General features: G+C 62.3%; 16 protein-coding genes. 5 read left to right on the forward strand and 11 right to left on the reverse strand.

The genetic code is table 11. The features are described 5' to 3' along the window. Positions 1 to 70 precede the first annotated feature (70 nt). Entirely contained in the window at positions 71 to 799 is a 729-nt protein-coding gene (locus tag JNB89_RS04835; protein WP_220361467.1) for a DUF899 family protein, read from the forward strand. Positions 800 to 818: 19 nt separating this feature from the next. On the opposite strand, the gene JNB89_RS04840 is transcribed toward JNB89_RS04835, so the two are convergent. Further along, positions 819 to 2792, reverse strand: a complete 1974-nt coding sequence (locus JNB89_RS04840) for a putative bifunctional diguanylate cyclase/phosphodiesterase (protein ID WP_220361468.1) — start codon at positions 2790 to 2792, stop codon at positions 819 to 821. Between the two features lie 176 nt (positions 2793 to 2968). After that, a complete protein-coding gene (locus JNB89_RS04845) occupies positions 2969 to 3352 on the reverse strand; it encodes a hypothetical protein (RefSeq protein WP_220361469.1) in 384 nt (127 codons plus the stop codon). A gap of 350 nt (positions 3353 to 3702) precedes the next feature. Here JNB89_RS04845 and JNB89_RS04850 point away from each other — a divergent pair, with 350 nt between their 5' ends. Then, positions 3703 to 3981 carry an HU family DNA-binding protein gene (locus tag JNB89_RS04850; protein ID WP_006049832.1) on the forward strand — a complete coding sequence of 93 codons (279 nt, stop codon included), beginning with the start codon at positions 3703 to 3705 and terminating at the stop codon, positions 3979 to 3981. A 179-nt stretch (positions 3982 to 4160) separates the two neighbouring features. On the opposite strand, the gene JNB89_RS04855 is transcribed toward JNB89_RS04850, so the two are convergent. From JNB89_RS04855 to JNB89_RS04890, 8 genes are all read right to left on the reverse strand, one after another. Further along, the gene (locus JNB89_RS04855) at positions 4161 to 5279 is read right to left on the reverse strand and encodes a 3-deoxy-7-phosphoheptulonate synthase (protein ID WP_276572768.1); all 1119 of its coding nucleotides are present in this window, start codon (positions 5277 to 5279) and stop codon (positions 4161 to 4163) included. 161 nt (positions 5280 to 5440) lie between these two features. Further along, positions 5441 to 5848 carry a DUF2000 domain-containing protein gene (locus JNB89_RS04860; RefSeq protein ID WP_135891378.1) on the reverse strand — a complete coding sequence of 136 codons (408 nt, stop codon included), beginning with the start codon at positions 5846 to 5848 and terminating at the stop codon, positions 5441 to 5443. 45 nt (positions 5849 to 5893) lie between these two features. Beyond that, a complete protein-coding gene (locus tag JNB89_RS04865) occupies positions 5894 to 6751 on the reverse strand; it encodes an AraC family transcriptional regulator (protein WP_220361470.1) in 858 nt (285 codons plus the stop codon). A gap of 104 nt (positions 6752 to 6855) precedes the next feature. Continuing rightward, positions 6856 to 7812 carry an ABC transporter permease gene (locus JNB89_RS04870; RefSeq protein ID WP_220361471.1) on the reverse strand — a complete coding sequence of 319 codons (957 nt, stop codon included), beginning with the start codon at positions 7810 to 7812 and terminating at the stop codon, positions 6856 to 6858. Positions 7813 to 7817: 5 nt separating this feature from the next. Next, on the reverse strand, positions 7818 to 8798 hold the full coding sequence (locus tag JNB89_RS04875) for an ABC transporter permease (protein WP_220361472.1): 981 nt from the start codon (positions 8796 to 8798) through the stop codon (positions 7818 to 7820). Beyond that, on the reverse strand, positions 8788 to 10350 hold the full coding sequence (locus tag JNB89_RS04880; RefSeq protein WP_220361473.1) for a sugar ABC transporter ATP-binding protein: 1563 nt from the start codon (positions 10348 to 10350) through the stop codon (positions 8788 to 8790). The genes JNB89_RS04875 and JNB89_RS04880 overlap by 11 nt, the downstream gene beginning before the upstream one ends. Before the next feature lie 80 nt (positions 10351 to 10430). After that, entirely contained in the window at positions 10431 to 11441 is a 1011-nt protein-coding gene (locus JNB89_RS04885) for an ABC transporter substrate-binding protein (RefSeq protein WP_013342827.1), read from the reverse strand. Positions 11442 to 11535: 94 nt separating this feature from the next. Beyond that, entirely contained in the window at positions 11536 to 12633 is a 1098-nt protein-coding gene (locus JNB89_RS04890; RefSeq protein ID WP_013342828.1) for a LacI family DNA-binding transcriptional regulator, read from the reverse strand. 162 nt (positions 12634 to 12795) lie between these two features. On the opposite strand from JNB89_RS04890, the gene JNB89_RS04895 reads away from it, so the two are divergent. From JNB89_RS04895 to JNB89_RS04905, 3 genes are all read left to right on the forward strand, one after another. Then, positions 12796 to 13584 carry a phytanoyl-CoA dioxygenase family protein gene (locus JNB89_RS04895; protein ID WP_013342829.1) on the forward strand — a complete coding sequence of 263 codons (789 nt, stop codon included), beginning with the start codon at positions 12796 to 12798 and terminating at the stop codon, positions 13582 to 13584. A gap of 301 nt (positions 13585 to 13885) precedes the next feature. Further along, positions 13886 to 14818 (forward strand): MBL fold metallo-hydrolase, encoded by a 933-nt coding sequence (locus tag JNB89_RS04900; protein WP_220361474.1) that lies wholly within the window; start codon positions 13886 to 13888, stop codon positions 14816 to 14818. Between the two features lie 397 nt (positions 14819 to 15215). Continuing rightward, complete coding sequence (locus tag JNB89_RS04905) at positions 15216 to 17084, forward strand: serine hydrolase domain-containing protein (RefSeq protein ID WP_220361475.1); 1869 nt, start codon at positions 15216 to 15218, stop codon at positions 17082 to 17084. 156 nt (positions 17085 to 17240) lie between these two features. Here the strand turns inward: JNB89_RS04905 and JNB89_RS04910 are convergent, their stop codons facing one another. After that, on the reverse strand, positions 17241 to 17828 hold the full coding sequence (locus JNB89_RS04910; protein WP_220361647.1) for a TetR/AcrR family transcriptional regulator: 588 nt from the start codon (positions 17826 to 17828) through the stop codon (positions 17241 to 17243). Positions 17829 to 18012: the final 184 nt, after the last annotated feature.

Here is an 18012-nt window from a genome sequence, read left to right on the forward strand (position 1 = left end):
ATGCATAGGGCGGCTTCTTCGCGCATGCTCGAGGCGCCCGCTTGTCCTTCTTGTCGACAGGAGATGGTAAATGACACACCTGAATGAGGCCTCATCGACGCTCAAGCCGGCGCGCGAGCTAGCCGACTTGCCGTGCCGTTTTCCCGGCGAAAGCGCTGAATATCGCAAGGCGCGCAACGAGTTGCTGGCCGAAGAGATTGAATTGCGCCGCCATATCGAACGCGTGGCCGCACAGCGTCGCGCGTTGCCGCCGGGCGGCGTAGTGCCCCAGGACTACCGTTTCGAAGGAGAGGCGGGGCCCGTCACGTTGTCGGAAATGTTCGGAACACACGATACGCTCGTCACCTACAACTGGATGTTCGGTCCGAAGCGCGAGCGGCCGTGCCCTATGTGTACTTCCTTGCTGAGCGCCTACGACGGCGAAATGCCCGACATGCTGCAGCGCGTCGCATTCGCGGTGATCGCCCGTTCGCCGATAGAGAAGCTGACCGCTTTCGCCAAGGAGCGGGGCTGGCGGTACTTGCGGCTCTATTCGTCGGCAGGAAACAGCTTCAATCGCGACTATGCGGGCGAAGACCCTGAGCAGGACGACGTTCCTGCGCTGAACGTATTCACGCGATCCGGCGGCACCGTGCGGCACTTCTGGGCGGCGGAAATGGGCGCGTGGACAGCCGACCCCGGCCAGGATCCGCGTGGCGCGCCCGACCTCATGCCGCTGTGGACCGTGCTCGATCTCACGCCTGAGGGGCGCGGCGGCAACTGGTATCCGAGCCTCGAGTACGACACTGTGCCGCGTTAGCTTGCGGGCGGCAGCGCGGTCAGGCCGGTGCGTCGTTTGCCCGGCTTTCCTCGTGCGCTGCTTGCAGATAACCGGAGACGGCGCCCGAACGCATCGGCGGGCTGAACAGATAGCCCTGCACAGCACGAGCGCCCAATGCCTTGACCACTTCGGCTTGTGACGACGTTTCGAGGCCTTCGACCACGCATTCGAGCCCGAGGTTCTTGCACAGATCCAGCACCGATTTGACGATCTTCTTCGAAGCGCTGTTCGAATCCACGTCGGTCATGAAACTGCGGTCGATCTTGATCGAATCGAAGGGCAGGCGGTGCACGTAACTGAGGCTCGAATAGCCGGTGCCGAAGTCGTCGAGCGAAACGCGGCAGCCTGCCTCCTTGATCATGGTGAGCGCGGAGCGGGCCTGCTCGAAATCGCGCGTGAGCGCGGTCTCCGTAATCTCGAACGACACGCGATGCGGCGGCACGCCGCTCGCTGCAACAATGTCGATCAGGCGGCGCGCGCGTGCGGAAGTCGAAATGTCGATAGCCGAAAGATTGAACGAGAGATACAACTCGGCCGGCCAGTGCGGGACTTCGGCGAGTGCCTTGTGCAGCAGTACCTCGGTAATGCGCAGAATGATTTCTGTACGTTCTGCAATGCGAATGAATTCTTCAGGCTTGACTGCACCGAGCCGCGGATTGTGCCATCGCCCCAGTGCTTCGAGCCCGATGGTCCGTCTGGTCACCACATCGGAAATAGGCTGGAACTCGAGAAACAACTCGGCTTCCAGTTCGGCGTGACGCAGTTCCTGCGTGACGAGGCTCGAGCGGCGAATGCGCGTTTCGTGCTCGGTCGAGAAAATCACTGCTGTGCCGCGGCGGCTTTCCTTGCCGACATACATTGCGGCATCCGCACGCTCGAATACTTGCGTGACGGTTTGACCTGCATCGGGAAACGCGGCCCAGCCAATTGTCCCTGACAGTTCCGCGATATTGCCGGCCACGCGGTACGGCTGACTGAGCGAATCGCAAATGCGTTGACCCAGTTCGAGCAACGCGTCTTTCGATTGACGGTCTTGCGCGAGCACGCCGAATTCGTCGCCGCCGAGCCGCGCGAAAAAGATGCCGGGCTCCGCGAGCGCGAGCAGCCGCGCGCCCACTTCCTGCAGCACGAGGTCGCCGCTCGCGTGGCCGTAAATATCGTTGACCTGTTTGAAGCCGTCCAGATCGATGAGGCCCACGTTGAAGCCGCCGCCACTCGCAAGCGCCTGCTCCGACAGCGCCCGCAGCGAGGCAAAAAAGCTGCGGCGGTTGGGCAGATCGGTCAGGCTGTCGATACTGGCCAAGCGAAAGTTCTCGTCGCTCAGGCGTTGGGTTTTCGCCTGGCTCGCTTGCAGATCGCGCTGCGCGTGCACGACACCGGCGAACGACCGGTAATACAGTTCGATGATGAATGCGAGCGCCAGTCCAACGAGCGACATGTCCACGGCCATTGCAATGAACACTGGCGACCGCGTGAAGATCAGGAACGTCGTGAAGCTCAGGATAACGATGGATAGCAGAAGCAACGCGGCAACCCGCAGGTGCATCAGGCAGAACGCGCAGCCCACCACTGTCGTCGCCATATAAAACGCAACCTGCGCCTGTTCGTACGGCGAGCCGTATGGCAGCAGCATCAACGACCAGGTGGTGAACGCAACGCTGAAAATGCCCGCGAGCCAGATCAGTTTGCGCAGCTCGGGCACCGCCTTCTCGTGCGTCAGCACTTGATTGCGGCCGCGCCACCAGCGCACGCATCGCACCACGCACAGCGCGCACAACGTGACCGGGACGTAGACGGATATCCACGGCGGCGCGCTATGCAGATGCGTGACCGTCACGGCCATCGTATTGACGATCAGAATGAAGTAGAGGAGGGGAATCTGGCGGCCGAACGCCTGGACCTGCGAACGCACGAGTTCGGGATCGCCTTCCGCAACAGACAACGCTTCCTTCAATCTGGCTATTGCAACCATTCCTGTCCTTTAACGTTTGCGCCGCAGACGCAGCTAGTTATATCGGCAGGACGGCTCCGGAGCTTGAGTACGTTAGAAGCGGCACTCGTACCGTAAGCGGTAATAACGACCCGCAATCGTGGTCGCAAACCGCTTTCGCGTAGGTATTCCAGTAACTTTGACTTCGTGCCGGCCGATCAAAGGCTGGGACACGACAGCACGCGCAAGGGGCCGAGCGTCGTGCCCGGTTCGCCCTGAGCAGCAGGTTTGCCTTGCGGAGGAGTGGAAATGAGCCGCACAGCATGGTCGCCGGCATTGGCCAGAACGTATCTTTCGGCGCTGTTCTGTGCTTGCCAGTACGCGCGGAACACGCCGTTGTCGCCGAACACCCGAAGGCTGCCGTGTACTGTCTTGGCTCCGCTTATCAGGTCGACGGGCTCGCCGTCGCGCACCTGAAAAGGCTGCGGCGTACCGGAATTGCCGGTTGCCGCGAGCGTCGCGCAGCCGCTTTCTTCGGCTGAAACACTGGCGCAGAAGAGCCCGCCAAGCAGCGCAGCTGTTGCAATATGGCGAAATTTCATTTTTTCTTTCTCCCGATTGCACTGTCATGGCAAGTACTGCAAGGCTAATGCCGCGAGGCGCCCACAGCACGCTGCCATTGTCAAAAAGCGCCGCGGGTGTGCTCGAGGCCGTGCTAAGCCACTGAAATTGCAACGGATTGTGATGCGCGGTCAGCGCGGCTCGCGCGTCAGAAACGCGTAAGCGCGCGATTCTTATGGCACTTTGCTGCAAAAAATCGTCAAATCCGCTGTGGGCGGGTGAAACAAGGCTTACACGCAGGGTTTGCGCGAAAGCGCGCGGATGCGTTAGTGTGTCGGTCCCGGCGCGACAGATGTAGCGCCGGTTCCATGATTACCATACGGGAAGTGCTATGAACAAACAGGAACTGATTGATGCAGTCGCCGCAGCGACGGGCGAAAGCAAAGCGGCCACGGGCCAAACCATCGACGCTATCGTTGAAGCGGTAACCAAAGCCGTGGTCGGTGGCGATACGGTGCAACTGGTCGGTTTCGGTTCTTTCTCGACCGGCGCGCGCGCAGCACGCGTGGGCCGCAATCCGTCGACGGGCGCCGAAATCCAGATCGCCGCAGCCAAGACGGTGAAGTTCACCGCAGGTAAGGCGTTCAAGGAAGCGGTCAACGCGTCGTAATGCAACGCGCTTCACGCCGCAGTGTCCGCACTGCCTCTTAGGGCGTTGCGAGCGACACCTTGGGTGTGAAGAATCACGCGCTGCCCAGCCCCGATAAGACGTATCTCCGGCGGATGGCGCGGCGCGTGTGCCGGCTCGACGCGGGCCTCGTTCGTCACGCGACGAAGCCGCGTCCGCAATCAGCCTGCGCGGCGCTTGCGGGTTGCCCCGGCGAGTGTCTCCAGTACGGGTTCGGTTTGCGCCCAGCTCATGCAGGCGTCGGTAATGGACACGCCGTAACGCAGCGGTTCTCCGGCCTTCAGGTCCTGCCGGCCTTCTTCCAGATGACTTTCAAGCATCACGCCGATAATGCGGCGCTCGCGCGCCGACAGTTGCTGCGCGAGGTCCTGAACCACCTCCAGTTGACGCAGATGCGATTTGCCCGAATTCGCGTGCGAGCAGTCGATCATCACCTGTTCGCGCAGGCCCGCTGATTTGAGCGCTGCACAGGTTGCCCCCACCGAGGCGCTGTCGTAGTTCGGCCCTTTCTTGCCGCCGCGCAAAATCACGTGGGCGTCGTCGTTGCCCCGCGTTTCGAAGATCGCGGCCATGCCCATTTTCGTCATGCCCATGAATGCATGGCTCGCGCGGGCCGCGACGATGGCGTCCGCGGCAATCTGCACGCCGCCGTCCGTGCCGTTCTTGAAACCGATCGGACAACTAAGGCCCGAGGCCAGTTGCCGATGACTCTGGCTTTCCGTTGTGCGCGCACCGATTGCGCCCCACGCGATCAGATCCGCGATGTATTGGGGGCTTAGCAGGTCGAGAAATTCCGTGGCGGTGGGCAAGCCGAGGCCATTGATATCCAGCAGCAACTGGCGCGCAAGACGCAGGCCCTCGTTGATTCGGAAACTGCCGTCCAGACGCGGATCGTTGATATAGCCTTTCCAGCCCACCGTGGTGCGCGGCTTCTCGAAGTACACGCGCATGACGATCAGCAGATCGTCCTTGTAGGCATCCGCAGCGGCTTTGAGTTTGTGTGCGTAGTCAATCGCCTGGTCGTGATCGTGAATCGAGCAGGGGCCGACGATCATCACGAGGCGGTCGTCGCGCTCGTGCAGAATGTCGGCGATTTCCACGCGGGTTTGTTCCACCAGCGATTGCACCGCGGGCGGCACCGGCAATTCGTCCTGCAGCAGGGCAGGGGAAATGAGTGGGCGCACTGCGCCGATGCGCACGTCGTCGATGCGCGTGGTGTCCTGGGTGGCGTCGGCCGAGCCGACTTCCTGGTCGTGCAAAGGATTGTCGATGGCGCTCAAGGTATTCTCCCGGACTTTGTCGATGTGAGCTGGCCTCGCGGCCTGATGTGGGTTTCGTTGCGTGTGATGCGCTGCCGGGATTATGACATTCGCGCGCCTTGACGCGGAAACGGCGCGGAAGCCGCGCGGAAACCGCGCGCAAACGGCGGGTAAGCCGCGCTTCAACCGTGCAATGGCAGGCCTTTCACGGCCTTGTCCACGGCTTTTTTTGGGCCAAGCACGGCCAGACCCACGAGGTCGAGATTCTCTGCATTGCCGGCACGAAAAACCTCGCGGTTTGCCGCGTCGTGTCCCGTCGAGAACATTGCGTGCACGTAGGGCACCATCTTCAGCTCGCGACTGAGCGCCTGCCGATGTGCGGCTTGCAGTCCCGCCAGGGACGCGGCAAACACGAGCATCGGCTGGCCCAGCATGCGGCCATATGCATTCCCGGCGGCATCCTCGTAAGGCTCGCCAAGCGCTTCGGGCATTGCTGCCGCTACGCCGGTCGCGAGAAACGCCACTACGTTGAGCTTCTGCCAGTCTGCGAGATCGTCGCGCACGATCAGGGCCACTTTTGTATCGAACATGATTGCTCCTTGGAAGGACGCTCATGATCGACGACGCACCCGCAATCAGTCTGGAACGTTTGTGCACATACGCCGGTAGGCGGCCGGCGTCATCCGGTAAGCGCGGCGGAACCAGCGGCCGAGGTGGCTCTGGTCCGCAAAGCCGACTTCGGCGGCGACCAGCGCGGGGGCGCGGCCGGTGGCCAGCAGCCTGCGCGCGGCGCGCAGGCGCAGGCGCACCAGGTACGCGTGCGGCGACGCCCCGAACGCACGCTGGAACAGGCGCGTGAGCTGAAAGCGGTCGATCCCGGCAAGATCGGCGAGTTCGTCGAGGCCGATGTCGTGGTCCATGCGCTCGTGCAAGCAATCGCGCACACGGACGATGGCGGGCGGCACGCTGCGCTCGCTCGTCGTAGACGTATTGCGCAACTGACCGCCCAGGTGTGTGAGCAAGCGGCCGAGCGTCTGGTCGCGCGCCAGCCTGCCTTCGTTGCCGAAGATTGCGAGGAATGCCTGGCGGATCGCATCGACAAGGCCGCGGTCGTCGACAAGAGTGTGGCCAAAAGCCGCCTGCACGCCGCTCAGGCCCGCAAGATTCAGCTCGCGTGCCGCATGCTCGACCCATGCGGGCGGCAGGTACAACATCGCGTAAGTGAAGCCGGTAGTGTCGGGCGCGTGGCCGTCGTGTTGCGCGCCAGGCTCGATCAGGATCGCCCGGCCCGGCACGCTCGTATGCAGCGCACGATGGCACCGGAAGCGTTGCACGCCCTGCTCGGTGTAGCCGATCAACATCTCGTCATGATCGTGGGGATCATAGGCGTGACCGCTGAAATGCGCGCGCAGACTCTCGATGCCCGTTTCCGGATCGCGCCGCGCGACGAGCCAGTTATCGGGGCGGCGCTCGCACAGTGTCGCGCTGGCCATAGCTTGCTTTGCTCCTCTTTACCACTGCATATGAGGCAGTAGTGTACGTCAGCAAAGAGCGGATGGTGACGCCCCCGGGGCCATGCGACGTCGCGCCGAAAATGTCAGTGCGCGAGCTTCACCGCGCCGCGATTGCGGTTCTGAACCCGCGCCTGCAACACAATGACAAGCAGCAGGAACATTCCACGAATGACCGACTGCCAGTACGCGGACAAGCTGATATAGCCCAGCCCGTTTTCGAAGTTGAGCAGATTCAACACGAGCGCGAGCAGCGCGACGCCTGCAATGGTCATGGCGATCGAACCTTCGCCGCCCGTGAGTCGCGTGCCGCCGAGCACGACCGCCGAGATGGCGAACAGCTCCCAACCGACGCCTTCGTTAGGCTGCCCCGCACCGAACTGTGCGGCAAGAATGCTGCCGGCAATGCCTGCGAGCAGGCCGCTCACCGCATAGACCGCCACCAGCGTGCGATCGACGTTGAGCCCCATGAGCCGCGACGCTTCCTCGCTGCCGCCGATAGCCAGCGCATGCCGTCCGAAGCGCGACGAGCGCAGCGCAATCCAGCCGAGGACCGCCGCGACCGCCGACACGATGCCCGGAACCGGCAAGCCGAACAGGTCGCCTTGTCCGAAGCCCGCGAAGCTCGAATCCGACGCGATGCCGACAGCATCGTTATGACCGAGCAGCAGCGCGAGACCGTGCGCGCCGAGGCTCGTCGCGAGTGTGACGATGAACGGCAGAATCCGCATGCGGGTGATGACAAGCCCGTTCAACAGGCCGACAGCAAGCCCGGCCAACGAACCAGCCAGCACCGCCGCGAGGCCACCGTGCGGACTCGCCAGCGCTGACACGACACTCGCCAGCGCCGCCACGGTGCCGACCGAAAGATCGATCCCGCCGGTGATGATGACGAACGCCATGCCGATTGAAATCAGCAGGAACATCGAGTTGTAGCGCCAGAAGGACAGCAGGTTGTACGCGTCGGCGAAGTGGTCGTAGCGCGTGACGCCGAGCGCGAGCAGCGCAGCGAGCGCGATGACGATGGGTAGGTTCTTCTTCATGTACATCAGCCTCGCTTGCGTTGTACGTACACCGCGACGATGATGATCGCCGCCTTCAGCACCAATGCCGCCGCGTCGGGAATGCCGTGCGCAAGCAACGTATAACGCAGCAACTGGATAATCAGCGCACCGATCAACGTGCCGGTGATCGAAGCCTTGCCGCCCGTGAGCGCGGTGCCGCCTACTGCTACTGCCGCGATCGCGTCTAGCTCGACGCCAAGACCAATTACGTTGGCATCCGACGAAGAATTTACCGAGATCGAAATCAGGCCCGCGAGTCCTGCAAGCGCCGCACACACCGTATAGGCGATCATCTTGACGCGCGCCGTCGGAATGCCGGAGAGATACGCCGCATCTTCGTTGCCGCCAGTCACCAGCAGATATTTGCCGAACAGCGTCTTGCGCACGATCCACGCAAAAACGACAACGAGCGCGAGCATCAGGAGAATCTGGAAGGGCACGCCCGCGACCTTGCCGAGCGCGATCCATTGAAACGTCGGGTTGGTGAATGCCTGCAGGCTGCCGTCCGTGACGACCTGCGCGATGCCGCGCCCGGCGATGAACAGCACGAGCGTAGCGACAATAGGCTGCACGCGAAGGCGCGTGACCAGCAGGCCATTGAATACCCCGCACAACGCGGCCGCGATGATCGGCAGCGTGAACGCGAGCGCGATGCCGGCCGGGCCGGCTATATTCATGAAGAGCATGGGCGCGAGCGCGCCCGCAATCGCCATCGACGCGCCCACCGACAGATCGATGCCGCCTGTGGCCACCACCAGCGTCATGCCGATGCCGACGATGACGATTGTCACCACCTGCGTGAGATTGACGTTGAAGGTCTGCAGCGACACAAAGTGCTGCGTGAAGAGCAGATTGAACACAATCATCGCGACGAGCACGACGATTTCGCGCTGGATCGCGACGCTGCGTCTTTTCTTTACCGGCGTGTGAACGATGGGCGCCGCGCGCTGGGTGTCATCGATCATGTTTGGCTTCCTCCACCGCTTCGGCGAGCGTCGACTGCCCGCGCGCGCCGTATGCGATTGCGTCCATGATCGAGGCTTCGTTCATCTGCGCGCCGTCTAGCTGTGCGACGGTTTGTCCATCGCGGATCACGACTGCACGGTCCGCCACCGCGGTCAGTTCTTCGAGCTCGGACGCCGACAGCAGCACCGCCAGCCCCGCGTCGCGCAGTTCGCGCACGATCTTCGCGACATCGGCTTTTGCGCCCACATCGATGCCGCGCGTCGGTTCGTCGAGCAACAGCAGACGCGGATGCGTGGCCAGCCAGCGCGCGAGCAGCACCTTTTGCTGGTTGCCGCCCGAGAGTTCGCGAATCGGCTGATCGGCCGAGCGCAGCTTGATGCCGAGCGACTCGATGAAACCATCGACGATTTCTTTTTGCCGCGCGACATCCACCACCCCGCGTTTCGTGAGGGCGGGCAGGCAGACGAGCGTGAGGTTGTCGCGTACGGACAGTTCCGGCACGATTCCCTCGGCCTTGCGGTCTTCCGTCAGATACGCAATGCCGTGCGCGATTGCATCTTTCGGCGATTTCCATGCAACGCTCTTGCCGTTCACAGAAAGCGTGCCCTTCACCGGACGGTCCGCGCCGAACAGCAGGCGCATGGTTTCAGTGCGGCCGGAGCCAAGCAGGCCCGCGAGGCCAACCGCTTCTCCCGCATGCACGGCGAGTGAAACATCCGTGACTTTCGCGCCTGCGGAGAGACCTTGCGCACTCAGCGCGAGGGCGCCGCGCTTTGCGAGGTTGGCTTCCTTCACCGCGCTGTCTTCGTGTACGACGGCGGCGAGCGTGCGGCCTAGCATGGTGGTGACGAGCTTGAGCTTGTCCATCTCCTGCATCGCGCTTTCGGCGACGGTTTGCCCGTCGCGCATCACGGTGACGCGATCGCACAGCGCGTAGAGCTCGTCGAGCCGATGCGACACGAAAATCACCGCGCGTCCGTCGTCGCGCAGACGGCGCACCACGCTGAAGAGCAACTCGACTTCGCGCTCGTCGAGCGACGACGTCGATTCGTCCATGATGACCATCTTTGCATCCGCCGACACGGCCCGCGCCAGCGCGACCATCTGCTGAATCGCAGTGGAATACTCGCGCACGGGTTTGTTTACGTCGATTTTCAGGCCGAACGACTCGAGCAGTTCGCCTGCGCGGCGCTGCACGGCCTTCCAGTCGATCAGCCCGAAACGACGCGGCTCGCGCCCGAGAAATATGTTCTCCGCGACCGAGCGAAACGGCACCAGATTGATTTCCTGATAGATGGTGCTGATGCCCGCCTCGCGCGCTTCCTTCGGAGTGCGAAAATCCACCTCGCGTCCGTCAAAGCGAATAGTGCCGCCGCTCTTTCGGTACGCGCCGGTGCAAATCTTGATGAGCGTCGATTTGCCCGCGCCGTTCTGACCAATCAGCGCATGCACTTCGCCGGCCTGAACCGTCAGCCGTGCGCGCTTTAACGCCGCAACACCGCCGAACGAGATGTCGATGTCCTGCATATCGAGCAGGGGAGCCTGAGCCATCGTGTGTCGTCCATCGTCGAAAGAACCGGAATGACAAGCGGGCGCTTCGAGCAAAGCGCCCGCAAAGGCACGCCTTTCGTTCAATAACCGTACTGCATGCTCGCGTCTACGTTGCTCTTGTCATAGAAGCGGTCGGACACCTTGACCCACGGCGGAATGGTTTCGCCTTTTGCGTACTTCTGCGCGACGTCACAGGCTAGCGGACCGAAGAACGGGCTCGATTGCACGCTTGCGCCGAGTTCGCCCGCCTTGATGGCTTCGAGACCGCCCTTGGTGCCGTCGATGGTCACGATCTGAATGTCCTTGCCCGGCTGCTTGCCCGCGGCCTTGATCGCGGCAATCGCGCCGAGCGCCATTTCGTCGTTGTGCGCATAGACGGCGGTCGCGTCGGGATGCGCTTGCAGCAGCGTTTCCATGACCTGACGGCCCTTGTCGCGCGCGAAATCGCCGCTTTGCGACGCAACGATCTTCATTCCCGGGTTCTTCGCAATGACCTCGTCGAAGCCTTTCTTGCGATCATTCGCTGCCGACGCACCTGTCGAGCCTTCGAGTTCGATGATGCTTGCCTTGCCGTTAGTCGCCTTCACGAGCCAGTTCGCAGCGCGCTGCCCCTGGTCGATGAAGTCCGAGCCGATGAAGGTGATGTAGTCTTTGCCCGCTTTGGCCATCGACTGGTCGACGTTGCGGTCGACGAGAATTACGGGAATGCCGGCCTTCTTCGCCTGCATGATGACTGGAACGAGCGGCTTTTCTTCACGCGGCGGGAACACCAGCAGATCGACGTGCTGCGCAATCATGCTTTGGATGTCCGCGACCTGCTTGGCAGCGGAACTGTTGGCGTCGGTCATGACCATCTGCCAGCCGCACTTCGATGCGATCTCCTTGAAGCTGCGGGTTTCGGCGAGCCGCCAGGGGTTGTTGCTTTCCGTTTGCGCGAAGCCGACCTTCAGCGGCTTCTTGTTCGGGATCTTCGGCAGGGCGTCGTCGGCGGCATGCGCGGTGCCGAGACCGGCGGACAGGGTGAGCGCAGCGAGTGCGAGAAACGATGCAGCAATCGGGCGCAGGCCCGCTTTATTCTTGAGCGACAGCATGTCTTCCTCCGTTATGGATGGTTTGCCTGTTTCTTGTCAATGCCGATGCTTGTAATGCCCGGTCTTCTGCCTGCTGCGAGAGTCCTATTACCTGCTAGTCGTTAATATTATTAGTTGCGAGCTGCTTCGTTTCGGCGATGACCCTGACCGAGCCGCGCTCGATCAACGGTCCGTCGAGCTTGACCGTGCGGCGCCGCACCGGTGCGCCAGCGGCGCGGTTGTGTTCCTCCTGCAACAGCGTTTCGACAGCCCACTTGCCCAGTTCGTAGTTCGGCAACACGACGGTGGACAGCGGCGGATGCGTATGCCGCGCGATTTCCTGATCGTCGTAGCCGAGCACGGAAACATCGCCGGGCACGCGCAGCCCGAGTTGCTTGAGCGCTTCTATTGCGCCGAGCGCCATCAGATCGTTAGCGCAGAAAATGGCGGTGGGCGGATTCGGCTCGCGCATCAGCGAAAGCGTTTCCTCGAAACCCGTTGCCGGGCCCCAGTCGCCTTCTCGCACGAGTTCCGGCGCAAACGGCAAGTCAGCCGTTGCCAGTGCCGTGCGATAACCCTTCAGACGATCGCGCGCCGCATCCTGCCACGGCTCACCGTTGATATAGCCGATCCGCCGATGTCCCGCCGCGAGCAGATAGTCCGTGGCCGTGTGGCCGCCCGCGACTTCGGCGGGCACGACCGACGACAGGTTGGCCTCGCTGCAGTAGCAGTTGAGCAGCACGGTCGGCACCCGCGCGAGCGCTGCGGGCAGCGTCACGCGCCGCGTGAACACGGTTGCATAGATCACGCCGAGCACGTTCGGATTGCCGAGCGTCGCATCGAGCACGCGCGCCTCGATCTCCGCATTGCCGTGCGTCGAATACACGGCGAGCATGCGGCCGTTCGCAAATGCGGCGTCGCGCGCGCCGTCGATGCTGACAACGGGATGCGGGCTCGTCGAGATTTCGTCGGCCAGATAGACGATCAGATTACGTTCGCCTTGCGCCGTGTTGAACGATGGCAGCGCACTGGCTTCGCGCGGCGTCATCCGGTAGCCGAGTTCTTGCGCCGCGCGCAGCACTTTGTCGCGCGTCGCGTCGGAAAACTTTGCGCCGCTCGCGTTGTTGAGCACGAGCGAAACCGTCGATTGCGAGACTCCGGTGAGCTTCGCGATGTCGGTCATGGTGGGGCGGCGTTGGGTTGTCTTCTTCATGGGCTGGCGGCAGGAGTGCAGCAAATTTACCACTAATATTAACGATCAACAACGCGCGCTGGCCCTAATGGAATCGGGGTTTCCACCAACTATTACTAATAATATTGACGACGCGATTGTGCCCGTGGGATTCTTTTTGCCATTCATAAGGAGGAGACACGCATGGCCCGTTACGACGAAAGCACGAGAGACGCACTCGCGGATGCGTTCAACCGCGACGGCTTTGTGCTGTTGCGCGACCACTTTCCGCGTTCGACGATAGCAGCCTGGCGCGACGCATTTGCGCCGTTGCTCGAGCCTCATATGCATGCCGATGCGAACGGCAATCGCGGCCCTGGGCGCTATTACGTGACGCTGCCGTTCGAGGGCCTCTTTGCAGATCCGACTATCTTCTGCGATGAAGACATTGTTGGCATCGTGGAGCGCGTGGCGGGCCCCGATCCGGTCATGTGCCAACTCGCGACCGACACGCCGGTGCTCGGCTCGACATTCCAGGACTGGCATCGCGATACGCCGCCGCTTTTCGACGACGCGCCGGAAACGCCGTCTTTTCAACTCGCGGTGAACTTCCCGCTCGTCGACGTGGACGAGCGCAACGGCCCGCTCGAGACGACGCGTGGAACCCATCGGATTTCGCGGGACGAAGCGCTGGAAGGTCTGGAGGCGAAGCGGTTCGAGGCCGAGCGCGTGACCATGCAGGTCGGCGACGTGATGATCCGCGACGTGCGCGGGCTGCATCGCGGCACGCCGAATTTCACTGGTGATCCGCGTCCGATGGTTGTTATCGGCTATAGCCGCGCGTGGTATTTCCGGCCGGAAGTGCATATCGACGTGCCGCGCAAGGTGCTTGCCGAACTTCCTGCGCGGGCGCGCCGTTTGTTGCGCTTTAATCCTGTGGTCGAACAAACCGCGCGCACCTTCGACGAAAGCTACCGTCAATTCGCGTACTGAGCGTCGAACGCTTTTTTCTTCAGGCGCCCGCGAACGCGCGGGCGCTGCTCCTACTGTCGCGCCCGCTTTCTCTCTTCTGCCTCTCTTCTCCCTCTCATTTGCGTCACGCTCGCCGATTGTTGCCATTCGGACAACATGATGTGGGCGTTCGCGATGCTACTCGCGTTCGCGCCCGCTCACTACAATCCGTCACACGCTGAGTCTCCATGCGAACACAAGCAAAGCGCGCGAAACTCGTGTCGTTCCGGTGAACTGCGCGCGCAGTGCGGCTTACTCCACCTGATCAATAGGACTATTGAATATGAGAAAGACAATCCGCAATGTGCAGCCGGTTACCGCCAACCTTGGAAAGGAAGGTTCCGGCGAACTCGTGTCATCCCGCTACGCAGTGCAGGTGGGCAACGTCGAGGTCGTGCTGGTCAGCGACGGGGTTCTGCCGCTGCCGACTTCCACTATGTCCACTAACGTGAGCGAAGCGCAGCGCAATGAATGGTTCGATGGTCGCTTCCTGCAACGCGACATGTTCGACTGGGCGCTGAACATTGCACTCGTGCGCAGCGGCGACCGCCTGATTCTGGTCGACTCCGGCGTAGGCGACGGTTTCGAATACTTCACGCGTGCCGGGCAGTCGGTGAGGCGGCTCGAGTCCGCCGGCATCGATCTCGCAGCGATCACGGATATCGTGATCACGCACATGCACATGGATCACGTCGGGGGGCTGAACGTCGACGGCGTCAAGGCCAGGTTGCGGCCAGACGTGCGCATTCACGTGTCGGCGGCGGAACTGGAGTTCTGGAAGAATCCCGACTTCAGCAAGACGGTAATGCCAGAAGCAGTTCCTCCCGCGCTGTGCAAGGCGGCTGCGAAGTTTGCAAAACTCTACAGCGAAAACATCAGGCAATTCGACCAGACGGTGGAAGTCGCCACGGGCGTGACGGCACGCGTGACGGGCGGCCATACGCCGGGACACTGCGTCGTGGACGTCGCCTCGAACGGCGAGAAGCTCACGTTCGTGGGCGACGCGATCTTCGAAGTCAACTTCGACAATCCAGACTGGCAGAATGGTTTCGAGCACGATCCAGAGAAGGCGAGGAATGTGCGCGTTGCGCTGCTTGACGAGGCCGCTGAAACCGGCGCTCTGCTGGCCGCGGCGCATGTGGCGTTCCCATCCATCGGCCATGTCGCGAGGAGCGGTAAAGGATTCCGCTTCGTGCCAGTCCTGTGGGACTACTGATTGTTGTGCAGCCATTACGTCGTGTTCTGACCGCACGGCTGAGTCACGCTCAGGCCGCGCGCAAACTTAGGTACGAGGAGTGCGCGTGGCGACGCGCGTCACTCAGGTTCGGGGTGCCGGCGTTTGCAAAGTTCGCAGAGCGTTGCCGCACGGCCAGCGGCTTCGACGGAGCCAGAAACGACAGTCCGGGCGCATTGCCGCCTTGTGAGCAAGCGTCTGGTTCCCGTTATGCGCGCTCTTGAGCCAAAGCTTCATGGCATCTCGACATGCCGCTATCCGCAATTGCATTGCACAGCTATGATCGGGCACGGGGTAAGGCATCGAACATGCCGTCCCTCAGCGCCGTGTTGCGAGAGAGCGGCTTCTTGCGGGTCTTGAAACTCGAGAGGGGGATGTCATGACCAGGTGCAAACGCAATCCCGAAGGTCCTGCTAGCGAAAAACGGCGACAGTTCCTCGGCTATACCGGCGCAGGGTTACTCGCGACGGTGCTGCCAGGTTGCGGCAACGACGAACTCCATTCGGCGCCTTATCAGCAGACGATTGCGCTCGGCCAGCAGATGATCCGGCAAGCCGTGACTGATCCGTCGAACCCGGTCGCGGCGATCTCGGTTGCAATGGTCAAGGGCAGCACGGTGGTGTGGCAGGAGGCGTTCGGCGTGGCGTCGGTGCCGGGGCAGGTCAAGGCAACGCCGCAGACGCGCTTTAACATCGGCTCGGTGAGTAAGCTCTTTCCCGCTCTCGCGGCGGCGATCCTCGTCGATCGCGGACTGATTGCACTCGACACGCCGATCGTCAAATATCTGCCTACCTTCACGATGCTCTCGCCGGAATACGCGCAGATCACCACGCGTCATCTGTTGTCGCATGCATCGGGGTTGCCCGGCACGAATGGGCGCAATCTGTTCACATTCGAGCCGGTTGCCGGCTACGCTGCCGACACGCAAGCCGAACTCGCCAACTCGCACCTGAAGCATTTGCCCGGCGAATTGGCCGTCTACTGCAACGACGGCTTCACGATGGTCGAGCAGATCGTGCTCGCAGTGACAGGCCAGAGTTTCGCGGACTTCGTTCAGTCGGAAATCCTCGCGCCGCTGAACATGACTCACTCGAGCTATCTGACGAGCGTGCCTTCTGGCGGATCGTTCTCGCTGCCATACGTGAACGGCACGCAGCATCAGGAGTTCGTGAATGCATACGCTACCGGTGGACTGAGTTCGACACCCGCCGACATGATGAACCTCGCTCAGATGATCTACGGCGGCGGCGTGTTCCAGGGAAAGCGCATCGTGTCCGCGGCGGGCATTGCGCAGATGGGCACGGATCAAACCCAAAGCCTGACGATCAACCCGTCTCCTGAATGGCGCTGGGGCCTGGGCTGGGACTCCGTGGTGCAGCCGGCGCTCGACGCGGCAGGCGTGCGTGGCTGGGAGAAGGACGGCGGCACGGCGTTCTACTCGACCGAGTTTTTCGTCGTGCCGAATTCGCAGTTTGCGCTGCTGGTGACTGGCAACTCAGGCTACAACGCTCGTGCGATTGCGGAAACGCTCGTGCTGTCCGCGTTGAAAGAAGACGGCACGATTTCGTCGCTGCCGGCGAAGGTCAGCACCACGGCACCGCCCGCCGCACCGGGGCCGGGCCTGGCGGGCGGCGCTGGCATCTACGGCAACTCCGATGCGCCGTATCAGGTGCTCGCCAACGCGGACGGTAGCCTGCAAATCAACCAGTGGGACGCCGATACGCGCGGCTGGGCGCAGATCGGCGCCTACCGGTTTCGCACCGACGGCTGGTGGTGGAGCGATACCGATACGGCGTCGTATCGACTCACGGTCGTGTCGGGCAACGACAGCGAGGGCAACGCGTTCCACTATCGCTACCTGATGAAGCGGGTCGTGCCGGGCGCGGGCTACGCGTACCTGACGTTGCCCGTCGGTCAGCAACTCGTGGCGCGCGCGCCGCTCGACAGTGCGTGGCAGCAACGCGTCGGCACGCAATGGACGTTGACGAACGATTCGCCGAGCGCGGTGCCGATTGCGGTTCTCGGTAATCCGCCGGCGTTTTTCGCGACACTCGCCGAACTTCCCGGTTACGTGCTTTACGGCAACGAAGACCTTCGCTATCAGCTGTTCGTGCCGGTCAGCGATACGCTCGGCGGCATGTCGATCAAGGTGCCGGGAAACTTCGGGCGCGACCTCTATGACATCCGCTTCGCGTCGGCGAGTGCGACGACACTGACCATCGGCAGTTCTATCTACTCGCGGATCTGACCGCACTGCAGGGTCGCTCGACGCTTACACAAAAGCCAGCGGGCGGTGCGTGCTATTCACTTGAGCGGCAGGGAAGTGCATCGATACGTGCGCGCTTGCCAGTCTGAGAAGATCACTGCCTGCGGCAATGCGCGCGCAAGCTTGCTGCTGCGCCGCTTATTCCGCGCTGTCTGGCGCAGTCCCTCTTGGGGCAGTCACATCTGCCAGCGCCTCGAATACAGCTGGTGAGCGCTCGAGGCGAGCTATGGTTCGCGCGCCTTCGAGAGCGGCCGCCAAGGCCGCTGCGCTCGACGAGGCACGCGCGGCAGCGAAACCGCATCCCCTGAAATGCTCGGCAATGACCTCGGTCGAATCAGCGAAACCCCGCGCAACCCGTTGGGTCAGCTCAGCGTCGAGCGCCGGCAGCTCATTCGCGAGGTTTTGCATCAGACATCCATACTCGAAATTGGAGGCGACCATTTCGGCCGCGAATGTGGCGAAGATCTGATGCACGAACTTGAGCGCATCGCCCGCCGTGTCTGACGAGATGGTCCGCAATACGGCAATTCGTTGCGCGATGTAATTGTCGATTGCTTCTTCTGCGAGTTGTGCCTTGCCGCGCGGAAAGTGGAAATAGAACGATCCTTTGGGCGCACCGCTTTCTTCGAGGATCTGGGTCAATCCGGTCGCAGTGTAACCCTGGATGCGAAACAGTCGTTCCGCTGTGGCAATTGCGCGGGCGCGGGCGTCGGTCTTACGTGGCATGTGGCGAACATAGCATGTTTCGCTTGCTGGTTCCAGGGTGATTGCTATAGTATGGCGATCACCATATAAAGGAGCCCGGCCATGCCTCTCGAGCCAATCGCAAGCCAGGAAGGTCCGTTCGGTGATGCGCAGCGTTTCCAGGTCGCAGCCGCAACGACTCATGAGAAAGCCAGCGGGCTTGCTC

The sequence above is a fragment of the Paraburkholderia phenoliruptrix genome, from assembly GCF_019511605.1.
In the GTDB taxonomy this organism is placed as follows: Bacteria; Pseudomonadota; Gammaproteobacteria; order Burkholderiales; family Burkholderiaceae; genus Paraburkholderia; species Paraburkholderia phenoliruptrix_A.

What these genes read in the sequence shown, in the direction of transcription:
- JNB89_RS04850 (WP_006049832.1), top strand. Translation starts at nt 3,703, where the DNA reads ATGAACAAACAGGAACTGATTGATGCAGTCGCCGCAGCGACGGGCGAA.
- JNB89_RS04835 (WP_220361467.1), top strand. Translation starts at nt 71, where the DNA reads ATGACACACCTGAATGAGGCCTCATCGACGCTCAAGCCGGCGCGCGAG.
- JNB89_RS04875 (WP_220361472.1), bottom strand. Translation starts at nt 8,798, where the DNA reads ATGATCGATGACACCCAGCGCGCGGCGCCCATCGTTCACACGCCGGTA.
- JNB89_RS04900 (WP_220361474.1), top strand. Translation starts at nt 13,886, where the DNA reads ATGAGAAAGACAATCCGCAATGTGCAGCCGGTTACCGCCAACCTTGGA.
- JNB89_RS04840 (WP_220361468.1), bottom strand. Translation starts at nt 2,792, where the DNA reads ATGGTTGCAATAGCCAGATTGAAGGAAGCGTTGTCTGTTGCGGAAGGC.
- JNB89_RS04910 (WP_220361647.1), bottom strand. Translation starts at nt 17,828, where the DNA reads ATGCCACGTAAGACCGACGCCCGCGCCCGCGCAATTGCCACAGCGGAA.
- JNB89_RS04870 (WP_220361471.1), bottom strand. Translation starts at nt 7,812, where the DNA reads ATGAAGAAGAACCTACCCATCGTCATCGCGCTCGCTGCGCTGCTCGCG.
- JNB89_RS04905 (WP_220361475.1), top strand. Translation starts at nt 15,216, where the DNA reads ATGACCAGGTGCAAACGCAATCCCGAAGGTCCTGCTAGCGAAAAACGG.
- JNB89_RS04890 (WP_013342828.1), bottom strand. Translation starts at nt 12,633, where the DNA reads ATGAAGAAGACAACCCAACGCCGCCCCACCATGACCGACATCGCGAAG.
- JNB89_RS04895 (WP_013342829.1), top strand. Translation starts at nt 12,796, where the DNA reads ATGGCCCGTTACGACGAAAGCACGAGAGACGCACTCGCGGATGCGTTC.
- JNB89_RS04845 (WP_220361469.1), bottom strand. Translation starts at nt 3,352, where the DNA reads ATGAAATTTCGCCATATTGCAACAGCTGCGCTGCTTGGCGGGCTCTTC.
- JNB89_RS04880 (WP_220361473.1), bottom strand. Translation starts at nt 10,350, where the DNA reads ATGGCTCAGGCTCCCCTGCTCGATATGCAGGACATCGACATCTCGTTC.
- JNB89_RS04860 (WP_135891378.1), bottom strand. Translation starts at nt 5,848, where the DNA reads ATGTTCGATACAAAAGTGGCCCTGATCGTGCGCGACGATCTCGCAGAC.
- JNB89_RS04865 (WP_220361470.1), bottom strand. Translation starts at nt 6,751, where the DNA reads ATGGCCAGCGCGACACTGTGCGAGCGCCGCCCCGATAACTGGCTCGTC.
- JNB89_RS04885 (WP_013342827.1), bottom strand. Translation starts at nt 11,441, where the DNA reads ATGCTGTCGCTCAAGAATAAAGCGGGCCTGCGCCCGATTGCTGCATCG.